Here is a 26,117-nt window from a genome sequence, read left to right as displayed (position 1 = left end):
AACCACCCCACCCTGGGCCCCCGGAGGGCCACGAAGAACACCGATCCCGGCCCAGGGAGGGGCACGGAGAACACCGATCCCGGCCCCGGAGGGGGCGCGGGGAACGGCGTGCTCAGCCCACGACGACCGGCACGCGACGGCGGTCCTGGGCCCCGGAGGGGGGCGCGGGGAACGGCGCGCTCAGCCCACGACGACCGGCACGCGACGGCGGTCCCGGGCCCCGGAGGGGGGCGCGGGGAACGGCGCGCTCAGCCCACGACGACCGGCACCCGTCAGCGGACCCCGGCCCCGGAGGGGGGCGCGGGGAACGACGACCGGCACGCGACGGCGGACCCCGGCCCCGGAAGGGGCGCGGGGAACGGCGCGCCCAGCCACCCACAACCCGCACCCGACAACGGCCCGCCCCACAAAGGACCGCGGGAAACAGCGCACCCCAACAGCGCCCCCGCCCCCCCCAACCCCTCAACCCCGGCCCCCCAACCCCCACCCCAAGCGGAGCGCAAACCCATGCAATGATCCGTTTTGCGTTGCTCCCGCACAGACTGTCCCCCAACATCCCCGGGTGCCCGAACACCGCGAACCGCCCACCAAATGTCCCGCCCGTTACGGGAGTGTGACCAAGTCCCCTCTTGCCAGGTCAGGAACGGCTGCCACAGAGTGATGTATGCGCTTACAGACAGCGCATACATCACGACCGGCAGCCGTGAACGTCAGTCGTGAACCCCCCTCACGAACGTCAGTCGTACAGCTCAAGGAGGAGCCGCCCATGAACCGCGCCGCCGCAACCGGGTCGATCGCACTCACCCTGGCGTCTGCGCTCACCCTCACCGCCTGTGGCGGCTCGGGTGGCGCGGGCGTGGCAGCAGACGCCAAGCAGACCCTGACCGTATGGGCGATGGGGACGGAGGGGGAGAAGCTCGGCGACGTGGCCAAGGAGTACGAGAAGACCCACTCCAACCTCACGGTGAAGGTCACCCCGATCGGCTGGGACGTGGCCCACCAGAAGCTGGTCGCCGCCGCTGCCGCGGGCAAGCTGCCCGACGTGGTGCAGATGGGCGGAAGCTACCTGGGCGAGTTCGCCGACATGGGCGTCCTGGAGCCGGTCGACTCCAAGACCATCCACGAGACCGACTACTTCCCCGCCGCCTGGCAACAGGGCTCCTACGACGGCAAGACCTACGGCGCCCCGTGGTACGTCGACACGCGCGTGCTCTTCTACCGCACCGACCTCGCCAAGAAGGCCGGCATCGAGAAGGCCCCGGCCACCATGGCCGACCTGCAGAGCGCCGCCGAGGCGTACCAGGAGAAGGCCGGCACCAAGTGGGGCCTGTCCATCCAGCCGGGCGGCCTCGACACCGTGCAGAGCTTCTACCAGTTCCTGTACTCCGCCGGCGGCGCCATCATCGACGACGACGGCAAGGCCGCCGTGAACTCCGCCGCGGCCGTCAAGGCGCTGGAGAACTACGGCAGCTACTTCGACAAGGGCCTGAGCGAGAAGTCCGTACGCCCCGGCTACGACGTCACCAAGGACTTCAACACCGGCGCCGTACCCATGTTCTTCGGCGGCCCCTGGCTCACGAACCTCATCGACGAGAACTACCCCGACCTCAAGGGCAAGTGGGCCGTCGCCCCCGTACCCGCCGACGTGGCGTCCGTGTCCATGGCCGGCGGTTCCAGCCTGGCCATCTCCGCGGACAGCGACCACAAGGCCGCCGCCAAGGAACTGGTCGCCTATCTCACCGGCGCGAAGGGCCAGACCGACTGGTTCGAGCGGACCAACGACCTGCCCGCCAACACCGAGGCCTGGACGACCGGCGACCTCGCCGACGACCCGACCATGCAGGTGTGGCGGCAGCAGATGGACACCGCCCGCGCCACCCCCTCCCAGCCCAAGCTGACCGAGATCACCTCCAAGGTGGACACCGCCATCGAGTCGGTCACCCAGGGCAAGTCCTCCGCGAAGGAAGCGCTGGACAAGGCCCAGTCCGAGATCGAAGGCCTCGTGCAGTAGCAGGCAGCAGGAGGCCGTAGGAGAAAGTCCCCCTCATGTCCCTCACCACAGGACCGGCCGCCCCGCAGGCGGCGGCCGTCGACAAGAGCCCGCACGGCGGTGGCAAGGCAGGTCGCAACCGCCGCGGCAACCGCTCGCTCAGCAAGCACAACCTGACCGGATGGCTGTTCTCCACACCGTTCCTGGTGCTGTTCGGCGTCTTCATGCTCTTCCCGATCGTCGCCACGTTCCTGATGAGCTTCACCGACTTCGGGGCCCGGAACGTCACGCGCCCGCTGGAGGCGGAGTTCGTCGGCCTGGACAACTACACCCAGCTGTTCCAGGACGACAAGTTCCTCAAGGCCCTGTTCAACACGGGCTACTTCGTGATCGTCGGCGTACCCGCGACCATCGTCCTCGGGCTGCTCGCGGCGATCCTGCTGAACAACGGCATCCACCGGGCCCGCACCCTGTTCCGCGTCGGCTTCTACGCGCCGGTCGTCACGACCATCGTCGCCGTGGCCGTCGTCTGGCGCTTCGTGCTCGACCCGTCCGACGGCCTGATCGCCTCCCTCGCCTCCGAAGTCGGCCTGACCGCACCGGACTTCCTCGGCTCGGAGACCTGGGCGATGCCGTCCCTGATCACCATGGCGGTGTGGCGCAACATGGGCACCGTCATGGTGCTGTGCATCGCCGGCCTCCAGGCGATCCCCACGGACGTCCGCGAAGCGGCCCGCCTCGACGGCGCCGGAGCCTGGCAGGAACTGCGCGGCATCACGATCCCCCTGCTGCGGCCCACCCTGCTGTACGCCACGGTCATCACCACCATCGGCTACCTGAACGTCTTCGAGGAGCCCTTCGTGATGACCCAGGGCGGCCCGTCCGACTCCACGCTGACCGTGTCGCTCGACATGTACCGCGAAGGCTTCAACTTCTTCCACATGGGCTATGCCAGCGCCATGGCGTACGTCCTGTTCGTCGTGATCATGGGCATCACGGTGCTCCAGCTCCGACTGCTGAAGGACAACACCCGATGACCGCCGAGACCGTCGAGAAAACCCCCGAGTCCCCGGTGCACCCGGCCCGCCGCCGCACCGGCCGGGGACGCACCCCGCTGCTGTACGTGATCGCCTCGGTCGCCCTGCTGGTGATGGCCGCCCCGTTCCTGTGGATGGCGCTGTCCGCGTTCAAGACGAAGCAGGACCTCACGGCGAACCCGCCCGTGTGGATCCCCTCCCGCTGGACGCTGGACAACTTCACGGCGCTGCTCGACCAGCTCGACATGCCGCAGTACTTCCTGAACTCGCTGATCGTGGCCGTCCTGGTGACCGTCAGCAACCTGCTGTTCTGCTCCATGCTGGGCTACGCCCTGGCCAAGCTCGACTTCACCGGCCGCTCCAAGGTCTTCGCGCTCGTGCTGGCCGCCCTGATGGTCCCCGGCAACCTCATGATCCTCCCGTTGTACGTGCTGATGAACGGCCTCGGCCTCATCGACACGTACGCCGGACTGGTCCTGCCCTTCGCGGCGGGCGCGTTCGGGGTGTTCCTCATGCGGCAGTTCATGCAGTCCGTGCCCGACGAACTGCTGGAGGCGGCCCGCCTCGACGGCGCGGGGGAGTGGTACATCTTCTGGCGGATCGTGATCCCGCTGGTCAAGCCCGCCCTCGCGACGCTGACGATCTTCACCTTCCTCGGTTCCTGGAACAACTTCATCTGGCCCCTGATCGCCACCAACGACCCGGGCAAGTACACGCTGCCGGTGGCGCTCGCGACCTTCGCCAACGATCCCAACCGCACGGTCGGCGGCGGCAACGGCATGCTGATGGCCGGCTCGCTCCTCGTCGTCCTGCCGGTCCTGGCCGTCTTCGCCGTCCTGCAGCGGCACTTCACCCAGGGCATCGCGACGGCGGGCCTGAAGTAACCCCGCCTGACTGCCAGGACCTGCCCCCTCGGCCCCGTTCCACCCGGCCTCCCGCACCCGCCGGTCGCCGCGCCGACCCCCGGGCCGGATCGCCGTGCCACCACCACCCCGACTTCCCCTCCCACCCCCACACCAGAAAGACAGAAACCGACGATGACGCACTCCACCACCCGCTTCCCCGACGGCTTCCTGTGGGGCGCCTCCACCGCCGCCCACCAGATCGAGGGCAACAACGTCAACAGCGACTGGTGGCGCAAGGAGCACGACCCCGCGGCCGGGATCGCCGAGCCCAGCCTGGACGCCTGTGACAGCTACCACCGCTGGGAGCAGGACATGGACCTGCTCGCCGAACTGGGCTTCACCGACTACCGCTTCAGCATCGAGTGGGCCCGCATCGAGCCGGTCCGCGGCACCTTCTCCCGCGCCGAGATCGCCCACTACCGCCGGATGGTCGAAGGCGCCCTCGCCCGCGGGCTGCGCCCGATGGTCACCCTGCACCACTTCACCGTCCCGCAGTGGTTCGAGGACTTCGGCGGCTGGACCGCCGACGGCGCCGTCGAACTCTTCGCGCGGTACGTCGAGGAGTGCGCGCCCGTCATCGCCGACGGCGTCCGGCATGTGTGCACCATCAACGAGCCGAACATGATCGCCGTCATGGCAGGCCTCGCGAAGACCGGGAACCAGGGCTTCCCGCCCGCCGGTCTGCCCACCCCCGACGAGGAGACCACCCGCGCGGTCATCGCCGCCCACCACGCGGCCGTCAAGGTCATCCGCGCGGGCCACCCCGACATCCAGGTCGGCTGGACCATCGCCAACCAGGTCTACCAGGCCCTGCCCGGCGCCGAGCAGGTCACCGCCGACTACCGCCACCCCCGCGAGGACGTCTTCATCGAGGCCGCCCGCGGCGACGACTGGATCGGCGTGCAGTCCTACACCCGTACCAAGATCACCGAGTCCGGTCCCGTCCCGGCGCCCGACGACGCCGAACGCACCCTCACGCAGTGGGAGTACTACCCGGCCGCCGTCGGCTACGCCCTGCGCCACACCGCCGAGGTCATCGGCGACAGCACCCCGCTGATCGTCACCGAGAACGGCATCGCCGCCTCGGACGACAGCCGTCGCGTCGACTACTACACCGGCGCCCTCGGCGAGGTCGCCGCCGCGATCGAGGACGGCCTGAACGTGCGGGGCTACCTTGCGTGGAGCGCCCTCGACAACTACGAATGGGGCTCGTTCAAGCCGACCTTCGGGCTCATCGCCGTGGACCCGCACACCTTCGAGCGCACGGCTAAGCCGTCCGCCGTGTGGCTCGGCAGCCTCGGCCGCGACCGCGTCCTGCCGCGCGCCGCGGTCTGACCGCACCCCCCAGACCGGGAGCCGGCCGGCACCTGACACCGGCCGGCTCCCGCCCCGTCCCCGTTCCACCGCCGCACCCCTCCGCTCCATCGCCTCGCCTTCGTACCGCCGCTTCGCACCACGGACACGCACCCTTCCGCCTGCCTGCTCACCGCAGAGGAGCCAGAGCCGCATGAACCGTCGTAGCTTCCTGACCGCCGCAGCGACCACCGCCGCCGCCACGTGTGCCACGTCCCTCACCGGCACGGCCCACGCAGCCGCGGCCGGACGGACCGACACCGAACGCCGCCTGTTGCGCGACTGGTTCGTCGCGACCCACCGCTCGATGGAGGCCATGACGACCGAACTCGGCCTGGCCGCCGACAAGATCGACGTCAGCGGCAGCGGAACGCCGGTGCCGTCCGCGCAGACCTCGCCGACCAACATCGGCTGCGGACTGTGGTCCACCGTCGCGGCCGCCGGACTCGGTGTCATCTCCGCCGCCACCATGCACCGCCGGCTGGCCCGCACCGTCGCTGCCGTGGAACGCCTGGAGCGCGCGCACGGCATGTGGTTCAACTGGTACGACGCGCACGACGGTTCACTGCTGACGGCCTGGCCAGAGACCGGCGACCCGGTGCGGCCCTTCCTCTCCAGCGTCGACAACGCGTGGCTCGTGACCGGCCTGCGGATCGCCGCGGACGCCGCTCCCGAACTGCGCCCCCGCGTCGCCGCCCTCCTCGCCGACGCCGACTGGTCGTACTACTACACGCCCTACGACCCGGCCGACCCCGTCGCCGGTCCGGGCCAGCTGCGCGGTGGCTTCTGGCCTGACAAGCCCGGCAAGGGCGAACCCACGGGCCATCACTACGGTGCCCTCAACACCGAACCCCGTATGGCCAGTTACCTCGGGATCGCCGACGGTTCACTGCCCACCGAGCACTACTGGCACCTGTTCCGCACTCTGCTGCCCGGTATGGGCCAGGAACAGGAACCGCAGGGCGAGTACGTCGAGATCGACGGCGTACGCGTGTGGGAGGGCCACTACACCTACCGCGGCCGGAACCTCGTCCCCACCTGGGGCGGCTCGATGTTCGAGGCGCTGATGGTCCCGCTGTTCGTGCCCGAGTCCGAGTGGTCCCCACGCTCCTGGGGCGCCAGCCACCAGCGATACGTCCGCAGTCATATCGAACACGGCCTGATCGAGGAGGACTTGGGCTACTGGGGCTTCTCCCCGGCCTCCATACCCGCCGGCGGCTACCGGGAGTACGGCGTGGACGCCATCGGTATGCAGGAGGACGGCTACAACTCCCTGGGCGTCGTCACCCCGCACGCCTCCTTCCTCGCCCTGCCCCAGGCCCCGACGGAGGCCCTTTCCAATCTCCGCGCCCTGGACCGTGCCTTCGGTGCCTACGACGACCGCTACGGTTTCCGCGACTCGGTCGATGTGACGACCGGCCGCGTGAGCGACCACGTACTGGCCCTGGACCAAGGCATGATCACCGCGGCCATCGCCCAGCATCTGCGCCCCGGCCTGCTCCAGACGCCGTTCCGTACGGCGGGCTTCACCTCCCGGGTGCGCCCGCTGCTCCGCAAGGAGCGGTTCTCGATCTAGGGTCCGTGCGCCGGGGGCCGTACTCAGCCGTTGACGGTCAGGAACCCGCGGATGTATCCGGCCACGGTGTCGAGGTGGCTTTCGAGCAGGAAGTGGCCGCCGCCCGGTATCAGGTGGATCTCCGCGTCCGGCAGGTCCCGGGCGAAGGCGCGCGCGCCGTCCGGGCCGAAGATCTCGTCGCCCGCGCCCCAGACCGCGAGGAGGGGCACCCGGCGTTCCCGGAAGTAGGCGTGCAGCCGGGGATAGAGAGGCGGGTTGCTCGCGTAGTCGCCGAACAGGGCGAGCTGGACGAGGTCGTTGCCCGGCCTGTTGACCTCGCGGTGGTCGGCGGTCCAGGTGTCGGGATCGACAAGCTCGGGCCGGTCCACTCCGTGCAGGTACTGCCAGCGGATGGCGTCGAGCGAGAGGGCGGCCCGTACGGCCGGCTCGGTCTCCGGCCCCGGGCTGTCCCAGTACGCCCGCACGGGCTTCCAGAACTCCGGGACGAAACCGTCCTCGTAGGCGTTGCCGTTCTGGGTGATCACCGCGGTGATCGCGTCCGGGTTGCGCAGGGCCAGCCGCCACCCGACGGGTGCGCCGTAGTCCTGCACGTACACCGCGTAGCGGGTGACGCCCAGCTGGTCCAGAAGGGCTTCGGTGATGTCGGTCAGGGAGTCGAAGGTGTAGGTGAACGCGTCCGCGGGTGGGGCGTCGGAGCTGCCGAAGCCGAGGTGGTCTGGGGCGATGACATGGAATCGGTCGGCCAGTGCCGGAATGAGGTGGCGGAACATCCGCGAACTGGTGGGGAACCCGTGCAGCAGCACGAGGGTCGGCGCCTCGCGGGGGCCTGCCTCGCGGTAGAAGACGCGATGTCCCCGCACTGTCGCGTACTGATGGCGGATCTCGACCATGGCTAACCCCTTCGATGGTTCATGACGGTTACCTCTCGGCGTCCAGTAGACCGCACTTGGGGTAACCTGTCAAACGTCTCAATGGAGTTAGTCGATGAGGTGGGAGCCGTGCTGGACGACCAAGCGCTGATGCAGGCGCTGAACAGCACCCCTGTCGTGGACGGCACACGCCAGGACCTGTGGCGTGCCGACCAGGAGCTGGACAGATGGGCGCGGGAGCACGGGGGTCTCGGCGGCGACGAGGAGCGCCAGTGGCTGCGTACCGCCCGGGACGCCCTCCAGGCGGTGGCGTCGGCCACGGCGGCGGAGACCCGGCTGAGTGAGCTCCTCGCCGGCGTGCACAAGGTTCCTCAGCCCAGCGCGTCGGGCATCGAGTGGCACTTGGAGGCGCCGACGGAGCGCAGGCTCGCCGCGGAACTCGTCCTCGCGTGGGCGGACGTCAGCGAGCGCATGCCCGGTCGGCTGCGGCCGTGCGAGAACCCCGAATGCCGGCTCTTCCTCCTGGACCGCAGCCGTGCCAACACCGCACGGTGGTGCTCGATGAAGACCTGCGGGAACCGGCTCAAGGCCCGCCGACACCAGGCCCGTACCCGGGAGACGCCCGGGCCCGAGTAGTGCCCGGCGTCCCGGCGAGGAAGGGAACCGGCTGATCAGCCGCGGACGCGCCGCCGTCGAGTACGGGTTCGCTCAACTCAAGTCCTGGCGCATCCTGACCAAGGTCCGCATGAATGCCCGCCACGCGACCCCCTTCTGCGGGCCTTCCGCGTCCTCGCGAACATCCGTCCAGAGGTGACCGGCGATCCCCCCGGCAGTGATCATGATGCTGACCGGCAGGAATCCGTCACCCCTGGACCACATCAGCCCCACCCGCAGCCCCAGCCCCAGTCCCGCGAGCTGCGGAATCAGGATGAGACGATCCCAATGCCGACCGTGCCGACCGTGCCGACCGCTCTCCGGCCGTCGTTCTCGAACGGTCCTCGGTCGACGGTGCCTCACTCGCGCCTGAGACAATGGCGATCAGTCACAGCGGGGCGGCTCGATCGGTGGCGCACCGTTCTTGCCGCGGCTGCGGCTGGGGAGGACGGTGCTCCGCGACGGTGCGGCTGAGGGCGGCGATGCCGTCGGAAGACGGGCTGAGAATACGGAGTGCTGCTGTTCATGCGGTTGCGAAAGAGCGCTGTCATCGCGGTTGTGTGTGCCTTGGTCGCTGGTGTCCCGGGGGACCGTGCCAGCACCTCCGCACCCGCGGGGGGACCTGTGGAGGACCTCCTGAACGGCAGGGACTGGGCTCACTTCGCCGGCGGGAAGCCCACGGATGCAGGGGTACGGGTCACCCCCCTCGACCGGCGCATCACACGCCAGGACGGTACTGGCGGACAGCCGAACCCACCGGTGAACCTGCGCGGTCCCCACATGGTGTTCCGAGGGGACGTCCGGATCGAAGCCGGCCTGCGGCGCACGGATGACACGGACGCCTACCTGCATCTGTACGGTGAGACGCCGGTCATCTACGACGAATGGCGCTACGAACGGCGCGGCGTGCGTATCGGCGTGGCCGGCGGGAGGCTCCGGATCGACCGCTGGGACGGTGACTCCGACAGACCTGCGATGACCCGGACCTTCGGGAGCGGCCTGGGGCTCGAAGTCCGCCTCGCCGTCGAAGTCCACGCGAACAGGCTTGTGTTGGAGGCAGACGGCAGGGTCGTGGGAACGGTTCCCGCGCGGGACGTCTTCAGCGGTGGCCGCATCTGGTTCGGCGCGGATGCGGGAGCCCGCGGGAAGGGCTGGACCCTCAGCGATCTCCACGCCCGGTCACTGGGACGGGGCCGGATGTCCGTCGTGGACGCGCCTGGCCTGCGAGTGCCCCGGTCCAGCGATGCGATCCGTGATCTGGCGGCGGCTCTCCCACGCCCGATCCGTATGGGAACCGCCCTGGCCGCGGGCCCCTTGCTGACGGACAGCGCCTATCGCCGGACGGCCGGTGAGGAGTTCTCCATGCTCACGCCGGAGAACGACTTCAAGCCGCAGTTCGTCCAGCCTCGACGCGGCGTGTTCGCGTTCGCGGAAGGCGATGTCCTGGTGGACTTCGCCGAGGCCAACAGGATGAAGGTGCACGCCCACACCCTCGTCTGGTTCGAAGCCCTGCCCGCATGGATGCGCGCCGAGATGACGCACGAACAACGCAGGCGCGTCATGGTGGAGCACATACGCGCGGTAGCAAGCCACTTCCGGGGGAAGGTGGCGGAATGGGACGTGGTGAACGAGCCCATGTCCGACGAGGACGAGGACTACTCCAACGGCAACCGGGGCGTGCGGCCACAGTTGTGGTTCGAAGCGATGGGTGAGCAGTACATCGACATCGCCTTCCATGCTGCCCGTGAGGCCGACCCGCACGCGGTGCTGTACCTCAACGAGTACGGGGTGGAGGAGGACGGTCCACGCTGGGATGCCCTCTACGCGCTGCTGATCCGGTTGAAGGCGCGGGGCGTTCCGATCGACGGCGTCGGTTTCCAGGACCACGAATACGCCGTCGGCGACCGTACCGACCCCGAGGTCTTCCGACGCAAGGTCCGGGCTCTGGCCGAGCTCGGCCTCAAGGCCCGGGTCTCGGAGGCGGACGTCCTCGTCGACGATGAAGAAGAGGACATCCAGGCCGACCAGTTGGCGGGAAAACTCGCAGTCTGCGGCGAAGAACCCAACTGCACCTCGTTCTCGACCTGGGGTTTCACCGACAAGTACGGCTCCACGGCCGACCTGCGCCACTATCCCCCGAGTCCGGGAAACGCTCTTCCCTGGGACGCGACCTACGAGGCGAAACCCGCCTACTGGGCACTGCGTGACGTCCTGGACGACGCTCGCCGCTCAGGTACTGGATAGGCCGCGGATACCTGGTGATGTGGTTGTGGCGGGCGGCGGTGATCGGCGGTGGGTGCGCGCGAGTGCCGTCCGGCAGTACCACCGCACCGCCCCGGTGCAACACCCTTTAGTTGCCTGACCGGCCCCGCTCCGACCGCTCGGCCCACACCTGGGCCGCCTGCTGATCCGCCTCCTCCTGCGAGGTGCCCGCCTGCACCAGGATGATCCCGCGCGACCCGTCAGGGAACGTCACCTTTCGCATCGCTGTGCCCAACGGGCCTCCCGGTGTCGGTTCCTCCGGCATGGCGGCTCCTCTCGATGGCGAAACCCCCAGGCTAGCCGGGCCACCGCGGCAATCGGGGCAACTGAGCCAGGAGTGCGGGGCACCGGGCCCGTCACGGACGGCGGTCGGCGTCCGTCGGCAGGGTCAGACCGCCCTCGATCAGGCTGTCCGCCGTCGCCACGATCGTCTCGGTGACGTCCCTCGGCTGCCAGCCCAGGACCGTACGGGCCTTCTCGTTGCTGATGACAGGGACGCGGCCCCGCAGTGTCGCGGCGTCCCGCAGAGCCGGATCGGTCTTCGCCGCCTCGCGTACCTGTTCGACGGTCAGTTCCGTGGCGGGCAGCAGACCGGCTGCGGCGGGGAAGTGCCGGCGCAGGACGCCCGCCATGTCGAAGAAGCTGATCGACGGTCCGCCGACGGCGATGAAACGTTCGCCCGCCGCCTTCGGGTGCAGCATGGCGCGCAGATGCAGATCCACGACGTCCCGTACGTCCACGACGCCGAAGTACATGACCGGCACCACCGGCAGCTGCCCGGTCAGCATGCCCTGGACCAGTCCGACGGAGCCGGACGGCCGGTCGCCCAGCGGGGGACCGAAGATGCCTGTGGGGTTGATGACGGTCAGTTCGATGTCGCCATGGGCGCGGACGTAGTCCCAGGCCGCGCGCTCGGCCAGGACTTTCGACTTGTGGTAAGCGGGCAGGCCGTCGGTGTCGGGGTCGGTCCAGTCCGTCTCCGAGTAGTGGTTGTCGGGCTTCAGCGTGTACCCGACGGCGGCGTAGGAGGATGTCATCACGACCCGCGGCACCCCGGCCTCCCGGGCCGCCGCGACGACCCGCAACGCACCCTCGCGAGCAGGCCGGATCAGCTCGTCCTCCGTCTCCGGTGGCCTGACCGGGAAGGGGGAGGCGTGGTGCAGTACGTGGTCGACGCCGGCCAGGGCCGCTCCCCACCCGGCGTCCGAGCCTAGGTCGGCGACGGCGAACTCCAGCCGATCCGCCGGATCGACACCCGCCCGGCGCAGTGCCGCCCGTATCCCGGCCTCCTGCCCCGGCTCGCGAATCGTCACCCTGGTCCGGTACCCCTCGCGCAACAGCCGGGCGATCGAGTGGCTGCCGACGAGTCCCGTACCGCCGGTGACGAGCACGGTGCCGGGTTCCTGCGGGGCGGTGGTGAGATCTTCTGCGTTCATGTCTTCAGTCCTTGAGTTGCGCTCTAGAGGATCAGAATCGGAATCGGGTCATGACGTCGAGGACGTCCTCGGCCGCCTGCTTCTCGGCGGCGGCGTCCCCGCGGACCCGGGCGTCCCACAGGTCCGCCTTGCGCCGCAGATACGTCAGGCGCAGCTGAAGCTGTTCTATGTCGGCGGCCAGCACCTCCGCCTGCCCGGCGAACAGGTCCCGCTGTTCGGCCGCTGCGGAGTCCCCGCGGGCGAGCAGGTCCAGATAGCGCCGCATCCCGGTGACCGTCATCCCGGCCGAACGCAGGCAGGACAGTGCCTCGACACGGTCCGCGGTCGCGGGCCCGTACCGGCGATGACCACTGGACTCGTCGCGGGCGACCGGGCCCAGGAGGCCGATCTTCTCGTAGTAGCGGAGCGTGGATTCGGCGAAGCCCGAGCGCCGGGCCATCTCCTGGATGGTCAGGTCCGCGGCTTGCTGTCTGGTCGCTGACATATGAGTAGCCTCCGTTACTTGAAGCGCTTCAAGTCAAACCGGCCGCGCACAGGCTGCACCGGCCGCCGCACCGGCCCCGCCACGAAAGCCGTCACGAAGCTCGTCGCGAAGCCCGCCGCGCGGGTAGTCACGAAGCCCGCCGCGAGGGTCGTCACGAGGCCCGTCACGAAGGCCGGCGCGCCGGCGGGAGCCGCTCAGGCGCCCACGACCTCGGCATCTGTTTGAACCCGGGGCGTCCCGCGCACGTACGGACGACTGAGGGGCGCGACCCGGACTCCGTGGTCCATTTCCCCCTCCTTCCGTCGATCACGTACTGACCGGTCAAGCATCGACCGATCGCCTACCGACTCTTGAGGAGTTCTGATGACCACTTCGCGCCTCGGCGACTGGCTGACGTCGCGCCAGCCCTTCGTACTGGGCCTGTTCCGTATGGTTCTCGGCCTGTTGTTCGCATCCGAGGGCGCCGCCACGGTCTTCGGGGTGCTGGACCGCAAGGCCAGTCCGACGGGCGACTGGCCCTTCTGGTACGCCGGGGTGATCGAGCTGGTGTGCGGCGCCCTGGTGCTCCTCGGGGTCGCCACGCGCGGCGCGGCGTTCCTCAGCTCGGGGATCATGGCGTTCGCGTACTTCACGGAGCACCAGCAGGACGGCCTCTTCCCGCTGCAGAACGGCGGGCTGGCCCCCGTGCTCTTCTGCTGGGGGTTCCTGCTCATCGTGTTCTTCGGCCCGGGCGCCTTCGCGCTGGAGCGCCTGGCGGGACGCGAGCGTGCCACGCGCCCGGTCACCGAGCCGGTGACCGAAGGGTCCCGGTGACCGCTTGATCCCCCTGACCGTCTGATCCCCTTGACCGTCTGATCCCTCTGACCGCCTGATCCCTCTGATCCTTCGCGGCAGCACCTGCAGGAACCCGCAGGGTGCTGCCGCGCCTCAGGAAGGCCCGCCCGCCGGCTCCAACGCCCCCGCCCCGAGCCCCAGTTCGGCCTCCGCCACGGTCCTGGCCAAGTGGGTGATCGGGGCCCCGCGCTGTTCGGCGCTGGTGTTGATGTAGGCGCTGGCCCCGTCGATCGCCACCAGGATGCGGACGGCCGCGCCCCTAGGGTCGGCGCAGACGAAATCCCCTGATCCCGTACCGGCGGTGATCGCCTTCTCGATACGCGTGCACCACAGCAGCTCCTGCGCCACGACGTGCTCGCGCAGCCCGGGGCGGTAGCGCGAGAGGTGGCGGGCGTTGAGCCAGAGCCTGCTCACGTTGTCGAACTCGGTGCTGGACATCAGCGTGAAGAACCGCCGCAGGACCGCCCGCGCGGAGCCGTCACCGGAGTGGTCGCGGGAGTGGTCGCCGCAGTCGTCCGGCCGCTCGGGCAGCAGGGTGTCCAGGTCGGCCATGGTGGCGGCCGTGAAGGCCTCGGCCACCAGGGCGTCGGCCGCCGGGAAGTAGTGGCCGACGAGTCCGGGCCGGACGCCGAGTTCGTCGGCGACCCTGCGCAGGGTGATGCACTCAAGACCCTCGACGAGGCCGACCTGCGCGGCAGCCGCGACGATCTCGTGGCGACGCTCCGCGGGAGCCTTGCGGACCCGCTTGCCCGGACCTCTTGACGTCATGCCGTGAATGTTATTGAGTATGCGACCAATAAGCAATTGGTCATGCGCCCAATAAGGGTTGCCGACCGAAAACCGTCGACCGCGGTCCGAGAACCGCCCCTCGTCCGCCCCTGGTGTCACGCCACGACGGACCGGGAAGGCCGGACGGCCGCCCGCACGCGCATCACTGTCAGAACCCGCACACGCATCACCGTCAGGAAGCGTCAGGAGACGAACGTGGACGACACCCGCACCGATGACGGTGAACTCGCCGAGTACGGCTATGAGCAGGAGCTGAAACGGACCCTGTCCGCGTGGGCCGTCTTCGCGATCGGGTTCGCGACGATCTCACCCGTGGTCGGCATCTACGCCGTCGTCCAGCTGGGCTTCGTCTTCGCGGGCCCCACCTGGATCTGGGCGGTCGTCGTCGCCTTCCTCGGCCAGCTGCTGGTGGCCGTGGTCTACGCCGAGCTGTCCTCCCAGTTCCCGATCACGGGCGGCGTCTACCAATGGGTGCGCAGACTGGGCGGCCCACGCCTGGGCTGGCTGGTGGGCTGGATCTACCTCGCCTCGGCCGTCGCCTCACTGACGACCGTGGCCTACCTGGGCGCGACCTGGCTGTACATGCTGGCCGGCGACGGCGTCCCCTCGCCCGCCCTGCACGTACTGCTCGGCGTGGTCTTCGTCGCCGTCGCGCTCGGCATCAACCTGCTCGGCGTCAACCCGGTGAAGCACTTCCTGAACGCCGGCATCATCGCCGAGGGCGTCGCCTCCATCGCGGTGAGCCTCATCCTCCTGCTCTTCGTGCGGAACAACGGCTTCGGGATCCTCTTCGAGACCCTGGGCGCGCAGGACGTCTCCGGCGGCTCCGTGACAGCCGGACTGCTGACGTGTCTCGCGGTCGCCGGCTGGGCCTTCCTCGGCTTCGACGCGACCACGCAGGTCGCGGAGGAGACCGAACAGCCCCGCCGCAGCGTGCCGCGCGCCCTGCTGCGCGCGTACCTCTTCGTCGCCTTCACCGTTCTGCTGACCGGTCTCGCCGTGACGCTCGCGCTGCGCCGCCCCGAGGACGCCGTCTCCGGCGCGATCGTCGACCCCGTCTTCGAGGCCGTGACCCAGGGGCTCGGCGGCTGGAGCGAGAAGCCGTTCATCGTGGTCGTCCTGATCGCGTTCTTCGCGTGCGCCATCTCCATCCAGACCTACATCGGCCGCGCCGTGTACGCCTTCGCCCGCGACCGCCAGCTGCCCTTCTCCACGACGCTCGCGACCGTCGGCCCCCGCCAGATCCCGTACGTCTCCCTCATCGCGACCGCCGTCCTCGCCGGGCTGGGCCTGCTGCTGGGGCTGAACGGCAACGCGGCGGCCACCCTGATCGCGTTCGGCTCGGGCGGCTTCTACTTCGTCTTCCTGGCGGTCGCGGTGGTGGCCCTCGTGGCCCGGCTCAGCGGACGCTGGAACCCCGCCGCGGGCCAGCTGCGGCTCGGCCGCACCGGGCTCGTCGTCAACGTGATCGCCGTGCTGTGGCTGCTGTTCGAAGCGGTCAACATCGCCTGGCCGCGTACCGAACTCGCCCCCGTCGGCGGCAGCTGGATGCAGGTCTGGGCCGTGATCCTGGTCTTCTCCGCGCTGTTCGTCATCGGCCTCGTGTACGTCGTGGTCGCCAAACCCCACACCAAGCTCGCCCCGCGTCCGGCCACGGACGGCCGGACCGCAGAAGAAGTGAAGGCGTCCTGATGCCGTCGAAGTCCTCCCCGGCCGTGTCCTCGCCAGCCGTGTCCTCCACCGCCATCGTCTTCGACCCCGAGGCGGGTCTCGGTACGCGCGAGGTCACCCTGCGCCCCGCCGGTCCCGGTGAGGTCGAGATCGAGATGCGCGCCGCCGGTGTGTGCCACTCGGACCTGCACATCGTGTCCGGTGACTGGCCCACCGACCGCCCGCTCGTCCTCGGGCACGAGGCGGCGGGCGTGGTCACGGGGATCGGCCCCGGTGTCACCTCCGTGCGGCCCGGCGACCACGTGGTCCTGTCCTGGTTCGCGCCGTGCCGCCGCTGCCGCAAGTGCGTGGCCGGCCAGGGCTGGCTGTGCACCGGCACCAAGGCCGTCGCCAACACCCTCCCCGACGGCACGACCCCGTTCACCGAGGCCGACGGTGAGGAGGTCTGGCCCTACCTGGGTCTCGGCGCCTTCACCGACCGGCTGGTCGTTCCCGAGACGGCCGCGGTGAAGGTCCCGAAGGAACTGCCCTTCGGCATCGGCGCGCTGCTCGGCTGTTCCATCACCACCGGGATCGGCGCGGTCGTGAACACCGCGGGCGTACGGCCCGGTGAGTCGGCCGTCGTCATCGGCACCGGCGGAGTCGGTCTCTCCGTGGTGATGGGCCTGGCCCTGGTCGGCGCCGACCCCATCGTCGCCGTAGACCTCTCGCCCGAACGCCTCGAAGCGGCAAGGAAGTTCGGCGCCACCCACACCCTCGACGGGGCCCGCGACGACGTGGCCGCCTGGTGCCAGGACGAGCTCGGGGGAGTGGACTACGCCTTCGAGGCGATCGGCAGCCCGAAGGTCGTCGAGACGCTTCCCGCCATGCTCACCTCCGGCGGAGCGGCCGTCCTCGTCGGTATGGCGGCCACCGGCGCGACCGGCTCGTTCGACCTCTTCGACCTCGCCGACCAGGGCAAACGTATCCTCGGGTGCAATTATGGTTCCAGCGTCGGCGAGCTGGACATCCCCAAGCTGGCCCGTCTGTACCTCGCCGGGCGCCTGCCGCTGGACGACCTGATCGGGAAGGTCCGCCCGCTGAAGGAGGCACCGCTCGCGTTCGACGACCTCCGGTCCAACACCGGAAAGCGGACGATCCTCGAACCATGACGGCACGGCGGCGCGGCCCGTGACTCGCGGGCCGGGCCGCAGCCCGGTAACCCCGCCAGACCCTCACCACGCAGCACCTGGAGAAGAGCATGTACGCCGTCACCGACCCGGCCACCGCAGAGGTCGTCGAGACCTACCCGACCGCCACCGACGCCCAGGTCGCGGCTGCCGTCGACACCGCCCACATCGCCGCCGCGTGGGGCCGCTCCAGTACGGTCGGTGAGCGGGCCGCACTGCTGCGCAGGCTCGGTGACCTGCACGCCGAGCACCAGGACGAGCTGGCCGCGAGCATCGTGCGTGAGATGGGCAAGCCCCTCGCCGAGGCGGAGGGCGAGGTCGGCTTCTGCACCGAGATCTACCACTACTACGCCGACCACGCCGAGGAGTTCCTCGCCGACGAACCGCTCGACGTGACGTCCGGAGCGGGCAGTGCCGTCATCCGGCGCAGCCCGGTGGGTGTCCTGCTCGGCATCATGCCGTGGAACTTCCCCGCCTATCAGGTCGCCCGCTTCGCCGCCCCGAACCTGGCGATCGGCAACACCATCGTCCTCAAGCACGCCCCGCAGTGCCCCGCCACCGCAGCCCTGCTGGAGAAGCTGTTCGCCGAGGCGGGCTTCCCGGCCGGGGCGTACGTCAACGTCTACGCCACCAACGAGCAGATCGCCGACGTGATCGCCGACCCGCGCGTCCAGGGCGTCTCGCTCACCGGCTCCGAGCGGGCGGGCTCCGCCGTCGCCGAGATCGCCGGCCGCCACCTCAAGAAGGTCGTCCTCGAACTCGGCGGCTCCGACCCGTTCGTCGTCCTGTCCACCGACGACCTCGACGCCGTCGTCGAATCCGCCGTCGCCGCCCGCCTCGACAACACCGGCCAGGCCTGCAACGCGGCCAAGCGGTTCGTGGTCGTCGAGGACCTGTACGAGCAGTTCGTAGAGAAGTTCAGTGCCCGGCTCCTCGCCGGGGAGACGGGCGCGCCTCTGTCGTCCGTGGCCGCCGCCGAGAACCTCGCCCGCCAGGTGGACGCGGCCGTCGCGGAGGGCGCGACCCTGCACAGCACCGGCCGGCGCGAGGGGGCGCACTTCCCGGCCGGTGTCCTCACCGGACTCACCACCGAGGACACCGCCGCCCGGCAGGAACTGTTCGGCCCGGTCGCCATGGTCTTCGCCGCCACCGACGAGGACGACGCCGTCCGCATCGCCAACGACACCCCGTACGGCCTCGGCTCCTACGTCTTCACCACCGACCCGGCCCAGGCCGCGCGTGTCGCCGACCGGATCGAGGCCGGCATGGTCTTCGTCAACGGTGTCGGCGCCGAGGGCGCCGAACTGCCCTTCGGTGGTATCAAGCGCTCGGGCTTCGGACGCGAACTGGGCCGTCCGGGCATCGAGGAGTTCGTCAACAAGAAGCTGATCCGCACGGTGGCGTAGTCAGCAGTCAGCAGTGGCGGGAGGGCGGCGGTGTCCGGTGAAGCGGGACGCCGCCGTCCTCCCGTCACGCGCCGATCATGTTGTAGCCGCCGTCGGCGATCAGGAAGCCGCCGGTGATGTGGTGCGCGTCCTCCGTGGCCAGGAACAGCGCGGCCCCCGCCAGCTCCTCCGGCCCCGGGATGCGCCCCATCGGAGTCGCCTTGCGCAGCTGCTCCCCGCGCCCGTTCTTCCAGTCCTCCCGGCCCAGCGTCGCGGGCGTCTCGATGAACCCGGGCGCGAAGACGTTGACCCGGACGGCAGGGGCGAAGGCCTGGGCGTACGACTTGGTCAGGCCGATGATCCCGTACTTCGCGGCGGCGTACTGAGGCGCCCGCGCACTGCCCCGAGCCACCACCGTCGAACCGATGTTGACGATCGAGCCGCCTCCCTCCTGTTCCAGCATCCGCGCGCCGAACTCGTGCGTGCACAGCAGCGTGCCCTTGATGTCGACCGCGAGGACATGGTCGACGGACTCCTCGGTGAGGTCCCGCCAGGACATCTGCTCGCGGGCCACGTCACCGACGTTGTTGACCGCCACGTCGAGCCGGCCGAACGCCTCCCACACCTCGTCCGCCATGCGCCTGATCTGCTCGTGCTCGGCTATGTCGGCCTGGACGATCACGGCCTTGCGGCCCAGCGCGGTCACGCGCTCGGCGGTGGCCGCCGCACCCGCACGCGAACTGCGGTAATGGATCGCCACATCGGCGCCCTCCTGGGCTGCCCGGACGGCGATCTCGGCGCCGAATCCGGTACCTGCGCCGGTCACGAGCACGGTCTTGTCGGTGAATCGCTGCGAGTTGGTCATGACGGCTCCTTGGGGTGTCGGGCGGGTCGGGACGCGGCTTGACGGGTGCGGCGGGCGGTCGGGTGACCTGTGCGTCAGACGAGGGTCCGGCCGCCGTCCGCGTACAGCACCTGTCCGGTGATGAAAGCGGCCTCGGCGGAGGAGAGGAACAGGGTGGGGCCGACCAGATCCTCGGGGCGGCCCAGTCGTCCGGCGGGCACCAGCGCCTCCATCGAGGCGCGCATCCCCGGCTTGGCCAGGTAGGCGCGGGTCAGGTCGGTCTCGGTGTAGCCGGGAGCGACCGCGTTGACGGTGACGCCGTGGGGCGCCCATTCCCGGGCCATGACCCGCATGAGCTGGTTGATGCCGCCCTTGGTCGCCGCGTACGGCGCGTGGTCGCGATGGGCCAGCAGCCCCGACACGGAGGACAGATAGACGACGCGGCCGTAGCCGCCGGGGACCATGACGTTGCCCACGGCCCGGCCCAGCCAGAAGCCGCTGCTGAGGTTGATGGCGACGAGGCGTTCCCAGACCTCGTCGGGCGTCTCCAGCACGGGCCGGCGGTCGTTGGCGCCGACGGCGTGCACGAACACGTCCAGACCGCCCAGGAATCCGACGGCGTCCGCGACCGCGTCGTGGCAGGCGTCGGCGGAGGTGAGGTCCACACTCAGGCCGCGCACTGTGCCGCGTCGACCGCCTGTACGGCCGGAATCACTCGTACCGCCCGTACGGCCTGTACCGCCCGAACCGCCCGAACCGCCCGTGCGCGTGACCTCGGCCAGTTGTCCCGCGTCCCGGTCCAGCACGGCCACGTCCGCGCCCGCGTCCGCCAGGGCCTCGATCACGGCGGAGCCGATCCCGCCCGCACCGGCCACGAGGGCCCGTGTGCCGGTGAAGTTCCACGTCGTCCTGATGCTCCGGTTCATGCCCCGGACCGTAATCGACCTTCCTTCAATGTGTCCACACTTGACGCCACTGTTGACGTGAATACCGGAATCATGGAGGGTGAGTGTCGACAGTTACGAGGAGGTCAGATGAAACTGGTGACGTTCGACGACGGACTCGTGGGCCGCCTGGACGGCGACACGGTGATCGAGCTGGACGTTCCGTCGACCCGGGTGTTCTTCGAGCGCGACGGGCAGGTCGCCGAGACCGGGCGGACGTATCCACTCGCGGACGTCCGGCTGCGCGCGCCGATCGTGCCCAAGAAGTTCTTCCACACGGCCGGCAACTTCCGCGAGCACCACGAAGACCTGGTACGGGTCGACTGGTCGCACCCGGTCAACAAGGGCATCGTCTTCTTCCAGAACGTGGACGCGATCATCGGCCACGACGAGCCGATCGTGTACCCGGCCAACCTGACCCGGGAGATGGACTACGAGCTGGAACTCGCCGTGGTCATCGGCAAACCCGGCAAGTTCTTCACCGCCGAGCAGGCCGCCGAGCACATCGGCGGCTACCTGGTCTTCAACGACATCACCGCGCGCGACATCCAGCGCAAGGAGATGGAGTCAGGTGTCTTCTCCTTCTCCAAGGCCATCGACACCTTCTGCCCGATCGGCCCCTACATCGTCACCGCGGACGAGATCGACGACCCGCACGACCTCGACATGGAACTGCGCGTCAACGGCGACGTACGGCAGAAGTCGAACACCTCCCGCATGTCGGTGTCGATCCCCCAACTGGTGGCCTACCACTCCCCGCAGACCTACAGCGCCGGAGACATCATCACCACCGGCACCATCGCCGGGGTCGCGGCGAGCACCGAGGACCCCTTCGCCAACTACCTGAAGCCCGGCGACGTCGTCGAGGCCGAGATCGAGCACCTGGGCGTGCTGCGCAACCGTGTCGTCTCCTGGCAGGACGCGTACGGCACACCCGAGCCGCCCGCGGAACAGTGGGTGTGAGGCCATGCGGATCGCCAACCTCGCGGGCCGCCTCGCCCTGTTGACCGGCGACACCGGCGACACCGGTAACGGAAGCGACGGCAGCGGTGCCGGTGGCGCCGTGGACGTGTCCGCCGGCGGCTTCGACACCGACCCGCGCGCCGTGTTCGCCCAATGGGACGCCCTGCTGCGCTGGTCCGCCGACGTCGACCCGGCGACGGCCGTCCCGTACAAGGAGTCGGACCTGCGCGCACCCGTCCCCGAGCCGCGCCAGATCTTCGCCGTGGCCCTCAACTACCGCCCGCACACGGCGGAAGCGGGTTACGAGGAACCGGCCGAGCCGCTGGTCTTCACCAAGTTCCCCAGTTGCCTCACCGGTCCTTACGGCACCATCGACCTGCCGCCCGGTCATGTCGACTGGGAACTGGAGATGGTCGCCGTGATCGGCCGCGACGCCCACCGGGTGCCGGAGGAGGACGGCTGGGACCCGGTCGTCGCGCTCACCGTGGGACAGGACCTGTCCGAGCGGATCGTCCAACTCGCGGGCCGACCGGCGCAGTTCTCGCTCGGCAAGTCCTTCCCCGGCTTCGGCCCGGTGGGCCCCGCCCTGGTCGGCGTCGACGAACTCGCCGACCGCGACGACCTGGAACTGACCTGTGAACTCAACGGGGAGAGGGTCCAGCACGACCGCACCTCGAACATGATCTTCCCGGTGCCGCGGCTGGTCGCCCACCTCAGCGCGATCTGCCCGCTGCGACCCGGCGACCTGATCTTCACCGGGACCCCCGCCGGCGTCGGCAACCGCCGCACCCCACAGCGCTTCATAGCTCCCGATGACACCCTGGTCAGCAGAATCGGCGGGCTGGGCGAGATGCGGCACACCTTCAGGAGCGCACGATGAGCGATACCACCGTCTTCACCGGAGTCCGGGTCTTCGACGGGACGGGACGCGATCCCTTCCCCGCTGAGGTCCTCGTCGAGGGCGCGCGCATCACCGCCGTCGCCGCCCGGATCCCGGCCACCGGCCGGTCGGGCGCGCGGATCGTGGACGGCGGAGGCGGCACCCTGATCCCCGGCCTGGTCGACTCCCACACCCACCTCGGCTTCGGCTCCACCGTCGAGCACCGCTCCCGCCGCCGCGACGAGCCCGACGAGGAGAAGGCCCTGCTGGTGGCCCACGCGGGCCGCGTCCTGCTGGACCAGGGCTTCACCAGCGCGTACTCCGGCGGCAACCGTCTGCCCCGAACCGAGACGGCCGCCCGCAAGGCGTTCGACGAGGGCTGGATGCCGGGACCGCGCTTCAAGGCGGCCTCCTGGGAAGGCACCGCCGGGATGGTCGAACCGGGGGTGTACGACTTCCCGGGCATCGACGGCCGGGCCTCCGACCCCGGGTCGGTGAGCCGTTTCGTCGGGGAGATGGCGGACCTGGGTGTCGACATCGTCAAGCTGTCGCTGTCGGGCGAGAGCGCGGTGGTGCAGGGCACCTCACGGATCGTGCAGTTCACCGAGGAGGAGGTCGCGGCGGCAGCGGCGGTCGCCCGTGAGCGGGGCGTCTGGCTGACGGCCCACGCCCACGCGGCCGAGTCGATCAAGATGGCCGTGCGTCATGGCATCCGCGCGGTCTACCACTGCACCTTCGCCGACGAGGAGGCCCTCGACCTGCTGGAGGTGGCACGCGACCGGCTGTTCGTGGCGCCGACCCCCGGCATCATCCACGCCAACCTGCACGAGGCCGACAGCGAGCCCGAGCCCGGCATGGAGGTCGAGGCCACCCAGAAGGCGGTCCGGGAGGTCGTCCCCGAACTCGTCCGGCGCGGCATCCGGGTCGTCCCGGGCGGCGACTACGGCTTCGCCTGGAACCCGGTCGGCCGCAACGCCCGCGACCTGCAGCTCTTCGTCGACTGGTTCGGCTTCACCCCCGCCGAGGCACTGCGCGCGGCCACCGAGTACGGCGGTCAGGTGATGGGCATGGGCGACGAACTGGGCCTGATCCGGGAGGGGTTCCTCGCCGACCTGGTCCTGGTCGACGGCGATCCGCTGGACGACATCGGCATCCTCCAGGACCGCGACCGACTCGTGGCGATCATGAAGAACGGCTCGCTGTACAAGGCACCCCCGGTGTCCGAGGCACCGGCGTGAGTGGCACGGGCGCCCCCAGGGCGCGGACCGGCGCCGGGCGACTGGTGGGGGAGTGGGACGGCGGGGTCGCCGTCTTCCGGGGCATCCCCTTCGCCGCACCCCCGGTCGGCGACCTGCGCTGGCGACCGCCCCGGCCCGCCGCCCACTGGGACGGTGAGCGCAGGGCCGAGCAGTTCGGTCCGGCGCCGCTCCAGCCGCAACCGCCGAGTGACTCGGTCATGTACCGCACCAACTTCGCCGACCGGCGCGCGCTGGTCATGAGCGAGGACTGTCTGTACCTCAACGTGTGGACACCTGATCCGGCGCCGGGCACGGGCCTCCCCGTCATGGTGTGGATCCACGGCGGCGGCAACCGCTACGGCCACGGCTCCCAGGACATCCACGACGGCCGCGCCCTGGCCGGCCGGGGCCTGGTGGTCGTCACCCTCAACCACCGGCTCGGCGCCCTGGGCTTCCTCGCCCACCCCGGTCTGGCCGCGGAGGACGACCTCGACGCCTCCGGCAACTACGGCCTCCTCGACATCGCAGCCGCCCTCGCCTGGGTCCGTACGCACATCGCGGCCTTCGGCGGCGACCCCGACCGGGTCACCCTCGCGGGCAACTCCGCGGGCGCCGCCCACATCTGCCATCTGATGGCCGCACCGGCGGCCCGCCCTCACTTCCGGGCGGCCCTGGGCCAGAGCGCCTCGGGCGTGGGCCGCGCGGAGGGCCCGCTGCCCGGCCAGGGCGAGGCACAGAAACGGGGACTGGCGTACGCGGAGGAGTTCGGCGGCCGGGACATCGACGGCCTGCGCCGCGTCTCCGGCGTCGAACTCGTCGTGCGCGGTCACTTCGGGCCCGTCGTCGACGGCAGGATCCTCACCGAACCGACCGACGACGTCTACGGCACGGGACGCCAGCACCGGGTCCCGTTGCTGGTGGGCACCAACCGCGACGAGGGCACGGTCTACGCCTCCGCGGACCGGGGCTCCGACGCCGAGGCCGTGGGCGACGCCCGGTTCGTGGGGCCCGTATGGCAGTGGGCGCGGTCCCACGCCGCCACGGGTGCGCCGACCTGGATGTACCGGTTCGAGCGGCGGCCCCCGCTGCTGCCCGGCCTGGCCGAGCGGCCCGCCGCGTCCGACCTGGGCGTGTACCACACCGCCGAACTCCCGTACGTCCTCGACAATCTCGACCGCAGACCCGACTGGCCCTGGCAGGACGCCGACCGGGGACTGGCCGCGCTGATGGCCGACACCTGGGCGCGCTTCGTCGCCACGGGTGATCCGGGTGATCCGGGTGATCCGGGTGGCGTGGTCGGCCCGGAGCTGCCGCCCTGGCCCCGGTTCACCGGACCCGACACCTCACCCGCCATGTTCTTCGGCGACACCGTGCGTCAGGACGTCCTGCGTCGCCCCGCCCCACCCGCGTGAGCACGCGCGGGCAGACCTGGAGACCTCAGAAGGGAACACCCGTGGCTCGACTCCCGGGTACCGACGGAGCCGGTGACATCGCGGAGCGCATCCGCGAGCGGCGCGGCGGCACACTGCGCCCACTGGACCGGATGCTGCTCCACAGTCCACAGGTGGCGGACGGCTGGAACACTCTGCTGGGTGCCGTCCGGCAGCGTACGACCCTGCCCGCCGACATCCGCGAACTCATCGTCCTGCGCATCGCCGTGCTCAACCGGGCGCCTTACGAATGGGCCGCCCACGAAGGCGACGCACGTGCCGCCGGACTCGACGACCGGCACCTCGACGCACTCCGCGCCGAGGCCGCCGCCACCCATCCCGACCTCGACGAACGGCAGCGCAGGGTCGTCGCCTACACCGACGCCATGACCCGCGACGTCCACGTCCCCGCCCACGTCTTCGACGCGGTGCGCGCCCACTTCGACCCGGCCGAGCTGGTCGAACTGACCGTCACGGCAGCCGCGTACAGCATGGTCTCCCGATTTCTGGTCGCGCTGGAGGTGGAGCTGCCGGCGGCTCCGTCCCCGCAACCTGACCCCTACCTCGTTCTCAGGAGGACGACGTGACCGCTCCCCGCTCCGGGCCCACGGCTGAGTCCGGTACCGGTCGTACCGGTCGGCTGCACGGCAAGGTCGCCCTGGTCACCGGCGCGGGTGCCGGTATCGGCCAGGGATGCGCGCTGCTCTTCGCCGAGCAGGGCGCCACCGTGGTCGGCTGCGACGTGGACCCGGCAGCCGCCGAGCGCACCCGCAAGCTCGCCGCCGACCGCGGCCTCGCCGTCGAGGTGCTCGCCCCGCTGGACATGACCGACCCGGCCGACGCCCGGCGGTTCGCCGACGAGGCTTTCGCGTCGCACGGCCGGGTGGACGCCCTGGTCACCGCCGGTGCCATCGCCCCGCACATGGCGACAGCGGCCGACATGGACTTCGACACACAGTGGACGCCGACCATGCGGGGCGAGGTCGATGTCGTCTTCCTTCCGGTGCAGGCCGCCTGGCCGCACCTGGAGGCGTCCGGGGGCGGTTCAATCGTCAACTTCGCCTCGGTCAACGCCTTCCGCGGCAGCGGCACCTTCGGGATGGTCGCCCACTGCGCGGGCAAGGCCGCCGTGCTCGGGATGACCCGTCAACTCGCCGTGGAGGGAGGGCCGTTGGGCATCCGGGCCAACACCATCTCACCGGGCATGGTCCGCACCCCCGCCACCGAGTCGGCGGGCGCGCACGAGGGCGCGGCCCAGGAGGCGCTGCTGGCCCGTATCCCGCTGGGCCGGGTGGGCAGACCCGAGGACATCGCCTGGTGCGCCGTCTATCTGCTGTCCGACGAGTCGACCTGGGTGACGGGCGGGAACTTCCCCGTGGACGGAGGAGTGCTCGCCAAATAACG

At 70.4% G+C, this 26,117-nt stretch carries 24 protein-coding genes; 17 read left to right on the top strand and 7 right to left on the bottom strand.

Going from position 1 to position 26,117, the window contains the following annotated elements:
• The first annotated feature begins 766 nt into the window (after positions 1-766).
• The 5 genes from J8N05_RS23970 (at position 767) to J8N05_RS23950 (ending at position 6,861) form a co-directional block, all read left to right on the top strand.
• Complete coding sequence (locus J8N05_RS23970) at positions 767-2,011, top strand: sugar ABC transporter substrate-binding protein (RefSeq protein ID WP_210885808.1); 1,245 nt, start codon at positions 767-769, stop codon at positions 2,009-2,011.
• Positions 2,012-2,046: 35 nt separating this feature from the next.
• Entirely contained in the window at positions 2,047-3,027 is a 981-nt protein-coding gene (locus tag J8N05_RS23965) for a carbohydrate ABC transporter permease (protein ID WP_210885807.1), read from the top strand.
• The gene (locus J8N05_RS23960; RefSeq protein ID WP_247706440.1) at positions 3,024-3,911 is read left to right on the top strand and encodes a carbohydrate ABC transporter permease; all 888 of its coding nucleotides are present in this window, start codon (positions 3,024-3,026) and stop codon (positions 3,909-3,911) included. Before J8N05_RS23965 ends, J8N05_RS23960 begins: the two co-directional genes overlap by 4 nt.
• A 153-nt stretch (positions 3,912-4,064) precedes the next feature.
• A complete protein-coding gene (locus J8N05_RS23955; RefSeq protein ID WP_210885805.1) occupies positions 4,065-5,267 on the top strand; it encodes a glycoside hydrolase family 1 protein in 1,203 nt (400 codons plus the stop codon).
• Between the two features lie 172 nt (positions 5,268-5,439).
• On the top strand, positions 5,440-6,861 hold the full coding sequence (locus tag J8N05_RS23950) for a glucoamylase family protein (RefSeq protein ID WP_210885804.1): 1,422 nt from the start codon (positions 5,440-5,442) through the stop codon (positions 6,859-6,861).
• A gap of 23 nt (positions 6,862-6,884) precedes the next feature.
• Here J8N05_RS23950 and J8N05_RS23945 read toward each other — a convergent pair whose 3' ends face one another.
• On the bottom strand, positions 6,885-7,751 hold the full coding sequence (locus tag J8N05_RS23945) for an alpha/beta fold hydrolase (protein ID WP_210885802.1): 867 nt from the start codon (positions 7,749-7,751) through the stop codon (positions 6,885-6,887).
• A gap of 108 nt (positions 7,752-7,859) precedes the next feature.
• Between J8N05_RS23945 and J8N05_RS23940 the strand changes: the two genes are divergently transcribed.
• Both J8N05_RS23940 and J8N05_RS23935 read left to right on the top strand, forming a co-directional pair.
• Positions 7,860-8,366 (top strand): CGNR zinc finger domain-containing protein, encoded by a 507-nt coding sequence (locus J8N05_RS23940; RefSeq protein WP_247706439.1) that lies wholly within the window; start codon positions 7,860-7,862, stop codon positions 8,364-8,366.
• 798 nt (positions 8,367-9,164) lie between these two features.
• Positions 9,165-10,628 carry an endo-1,4-beta-xylanase gene (locus tag J8N05_RS23935; protein ID WP_247706438.1) on the top strand — a complete coding sequence of 488 codons (1,464 nt, stop codon included), beginning with the start codon at positions 9,165-9,167 and terminating at the stop codon, positions 10,626-10,628.
• Between the two features lie 106 nt (positions 10,629-10,734).
• Here the strand turns inward: J8N05_RS23935 and J8N05_RS47980 are convergent, their stop codons facing one another.
• The 3 genes from J8N05_RS47980 to J8N05_RS23925 form a co-directional block, all read right to left on the bottom strand.
• Complete coding sequence (locus J8N05_RS47980) at positions 10,735-10,860, bottom strand: hypothetical protein (RefSeq protein WP_282108198.1); 126 nt, start codon at positions 10,858-10,860, stop codon at positions 10,735-10,737.
• 142 nt (positions 10,861-11,002) lie between these two features.
• A complete protein-coding gene (locus J8N05_RS23930) occupies positions 11,003-12,082 on the bottom strand; it encodes an NAD-dependent epimerase/dehydratase family protein (protein WP_210885798.1) in 1,080 nt (359 codons plus the stop codon).
• 31 nt (positions 12,083-12,113) lie between these two features.
• A complete protein-coding gene (locus J8N05_RS23925) occupies positions 12,114-12,566 on the bottom strand; it encodes a MerR family transcriptional regulator (RefSeq protein WP_210885796.1) in 453 nt (150 codons plus the stop codon).
• 363 nt (positions 12,567-12,929) lie between these two features.
• On the opposite strand from J8N05_RS23925, the gene J8N05_RS23920 reads away from it, so the two are divergent.
• Positions 12,930-13,379: a DoxX family protein gene (locus J8N05_RS23920; protein WP_210885793.1), complete on the top strand. Its 450-nt coding sequence runs from the start codon at positions 12,930-12,932 to the stop codon at positions 13,377-13,379.
• A 114-nt stretch (positions 13,380-13,493) separates the two neighbouring features.
• On the opposite strand, the gene J8N05_RS23915 is transcribed toward J8N05_RS23920, so the two are convergent.
• Positions 13,494-14,168 carry a TetR/AcrR family transcriptional regulator gene (locus J8N05_RS23915; protein ID WP_210885791.1) on the bottom strand — a complete coding sequence of 225 codons (675 nt, stop codon included), beginning with the start codon at positions 14,166-14,168 and terminating at the stop codon, positions 13,494-13,496.
• Between the two features lie 216 nt (positions 14,169-14,384).
• On the opposite strand from J8N05_RS23915, the gene J8N05_RS23910 reads away from it, so the two are divergent.
• The 3 genes from J8N05_RS23910 to J8N05_RS23900 all read left to right on the top strand — a co-directional run bounded on the left by J8N05_RS23910 (position 14,385) and on the right by J8N05_RS23900 (position 18,435).
• Positions 14,385-15,881 carry an APC family permease gene (locus J8N05_RS23910; protein WP_210885790.1) on the top strand — a complete coding sequence of 499 codons (1,497 nt, stop codon included), beginning with the start codon at positions 14,385-14,387 and terminating at the stop codon, positions 15,879-15,881.
• Positions 15,881-17,011, top strand: coding sequence for an alcohol dehydrogenase catalytic domain-containing protein (locus J8N05_RS23905; RefSeq protein WP_247706437.1), 1,131 nt, complete (start codon positions 15,881-15,883; stop codon positions 17,009-17,011). Before J8N05_RS23910 ends, J8N05_RS23905 begins: the two co-directional genes overlap by 1 nt.
• A gap of 89 nt (positions 17,012-17,100) precedes the next feature.
• Positions 17,101-18,435 carry an NAD-dependent succinate-semialdehyde dehydrogenase gene (locus J8N05_RS23900; RefSeq protein ID WP_210885789.1) on the top strand — a complete coding sequence of 445 codons (1,335 nt, stop codon included), beginning with the start codon at positions 17,101-17,103 and terminating at the stop codon, positions 18,433-18,435.
• Positions 18,436-18,499: 64 nt separating this feature from the next.
• Here J8N05_RS23900 and J8N05_RS23895 read toward each other — a convergent pair whose 3' ends face one another.
• Together J8N05_RS23895 and J8N05_RS23890 are read right to left on the bottom strand one after the other, a co-directional pair.
• Complete coding sequence (locus J8N05_RS23895) at positions 18,500-19,279, bottom strand: SDR family NAD(P)-dependent oxidoreductase (protein WP_210885787.1); 780 nt, start codon at positions 19,277-19,279, stop codon at positions 18,500-18,502.
• A 74-nt stretch (positions 19,280-19,353) separates the two neighbouring features.
• Complete coding sequence (locus J8N05_RS23890; RefSeq protein WP_210885786.1) at positions 19,354-20,184, bottom strand: SDR family NAD(P)-dependent oxidoreductase; 831 nt, start codon at positions 20,182-20,184, stop codon at positions 19,354-19,356.
• Positions 20,185-20,292: 108 nt separating this feature from the next.
• On the opposite strand from J8N05_RS23890, the gene J8N05_RS23885 reads away from it, so the two are divergent.
• The 6 genes from J8N05_RS23885 to J8N05_RS23860 are packed head-to-tail and all read left to right on the top strand — an operon-like array spanning position 20,293 to position 26,115.
• Complete coding sequence (locus J8N05_RS23885; protein WP_210885784.1) at positions 20,293-21,165, top strand: fumarylacetoacetate hydrolase family protein; 873 nt, start codon at positions 20,293-20,295, stop codon at positions 21,163-21,165.
• 4 nt (positions 21,166-21,169) lie between these two features.
• A complete protein-coding gene (locus tag J8N05_RS23880; RefSeq protein ID WP_210885782.1) occupies positions 21,170-22,045 on the top strand; it encodes a fumarylacetoacetate hydrolase family protein in 876 nt (291 codons plus the stop codon).
• Positions 22,042-23,283 (top strand): amidohydrolase family protein, encoded by a 1,242-nt coding sequence (locus tag J8N05_RS23875; RefSeq protein WP_210885780.1) that lies wholly within the window; start codon positions 22,042-22,044, stop codon positions 23,281-23,283. Before J8N05_RS23880 ends, J8N05_RS23875 begins: the two co-directional genes overlap by 4 nt.
• Complete coding sequence (locus J8N05_RS23870) at positions 23,280-24,695, top strand: carboxylesterase/lipase family protein (RefSeq protein ID WP_210885778.1); 1,416 nt, start codon at positions 23,280-23,282, stop codon at positions 24,693-24,695. The genes J8N05_RS23875 and J8N05_RS23870 overlap by 4 nt, the downstream gene beginning before the upstream one ends.
• A 41-nt stretch (positions 24,696-24,736) precedes the next feature.
• Positions 24,737-25,300, top strand: a complete 564-nt coding sequence (locus tag J8N05_RS23865; protein ID WP_210885776.1) for a carboxymuconolactone decarboxylase family protein — start codon at positions 24,737-24,739, stop codon at positions 25,298-25,300.
• The gene (locus J8N05_RS23860) at positions 25,297-26,115 is read left to right on the top strand and encodes an SDR family NAD(P)-dependent oxidoreductase (protein WP_210885774.1); all 819 of its coding nucleotides are present in this window, start codon (positions 25,297-25,299) and stop codon (positions 26,113-26,115) included. The genes J8N05_RS23865 and J8N05_RS23860 overlap by 4 nt, the downstream gene beginning before the upstream one ends.
• Positions 26,116-26,117 lie beyond the last annotated feature (2 nt).

Origin of the sequence: Streptomyces liliiviolaceus (assembly GCF_018070025.1) — a bacterium.
GTDB lineage: Bacteria > Actinomycetota > Actinomycetes > Streptomycetales > Streptomycetaceae > Streptomyces > Streptomyces liliiviolaceus.
This window is presented reverse-complemented; position numbering and strand designations above follow the sequence as displayed.

Coding starts and splice junctions, on each gene's coding strand:
- J8N05_RS23970 (WP_210885808.1), top strand. CDS start 767: ATGAACCGCGCCGCCGCAACCGGGTCGATCGCACTCACCCTGGCGTCT.
- J8N05_RS23965 (WP_210885807.1), top strand. CDS start 2,047: ATGTCCCTCACCACAGGACCGGCCGCCCCGCAGGCGGCGGCCGTCGAC.
- J8N05_RS23960 (WP_247706440.1), top strand. CDS start 3,024: ATGACCGCCGAGACCGTCGAGAAAACCCCCGAGTCCCCGGTGCACCCG.
- J8N05_RS23955 (WP_210885805.1), top strand. CDS start 4,065: ATGACGCACTCCACCACCCGCTTCCCCGACGGCTTCCTGTGGGGCGCC.
- J8N05_RS23950 (WP_210885804.1), top strand. CDS start 5,440: ATGAACCGTCGTAGCTTCCTGACCGCCGCAGCGACCACCGCCGCCGCC.
- J8N05_RS23945 (WP_210885802.1), bottom strand. CDS start 7,751: ATGGTCGAGATCCGCCATCAGTACGCGACAGTGCGGGGACATCGCGTC.
- J8N05_RS23935 (WP_247706438.1), top strand. CDS start 9,165: ATGGTGTTCCGAGGGGACGTCCGGATCGAAGCCGGCCTGCGGCGCACG.
- J8N05_RS23930 (WP_210885798.1), bottom strand. CDS start 12,082: ATGAACGCAGAAGATCTCACCACCGCCCCGCAGGAACCCGGCACCGTG.
- J8N05_RS23925 (WP_210885796.1), bottom strand. CDS start 12,566: ATGTCAGCGACCAGACAGCAAGCCGCGGACCTGACCATCCAGGAGATG.
- J8N05_RS23920 (WP_210885793.1), top strand. CDS start 12,930: ATGACCACTTCGCGCCTCGGCGACTGGCTGACGTCGCGCCAGCCCTTC.
- J8N05_RS23915 (WP_210885791.1), bottom strand. CDS start 14,168: ATGACGTCAAGAGGTCCGGGCAAGCGGGTCCGCAAGGCTCCCGCGGAG.
- J8N05_RS23905 (WP_247706437.1), top strand. CDS start 15,881: ATGCCGTCGAAGTCCTCCCCGGCCGTGTCCTCGCCAGCCGTGTCCTCC.
- J8N05_RS23900 (WP_210885789.1), top strand. CDS start 17,101: ATGTACGCCGTCACCGACCCGGCCACCGCAGAGGTCGTCGAGACCTAC.
- J8N05_RS23895 (WP_210885787.1), bottom strand. CDS start 19,279: ATGACCAACTCGCAGCGATTCACCGACAAGACCGTGCTCGTGACCGGC.
- J8N05_RS23890 (WP_210885786.1), bottom strand. CDS start 20,184: ATGAACCGGAGCATCAGGACGACGTGGAACTTCACCGGCACACGGGCC.
- J8N05_RS23885 (WP_210885784.1), top strand. CDS start 20,293: ATGAAACTGGTGACGTTCGACGACGGACTCGTGGGCCGCCTGGACGGC.
- J8N05_RS23880 (WP_210885782.1), top strand. CDS start 21,170: ATGCGGATCGCCAACCTCGCGGGCCGCCTCGCCCTGTTGACCGGCGAC.
- J8N05_RS23875 (WP_210885780.1), top strand. CDS start 22,042: ATGAGCGATACCACCGTCTTCACCGGAGTCCGGGTCTTCGACGGGACG.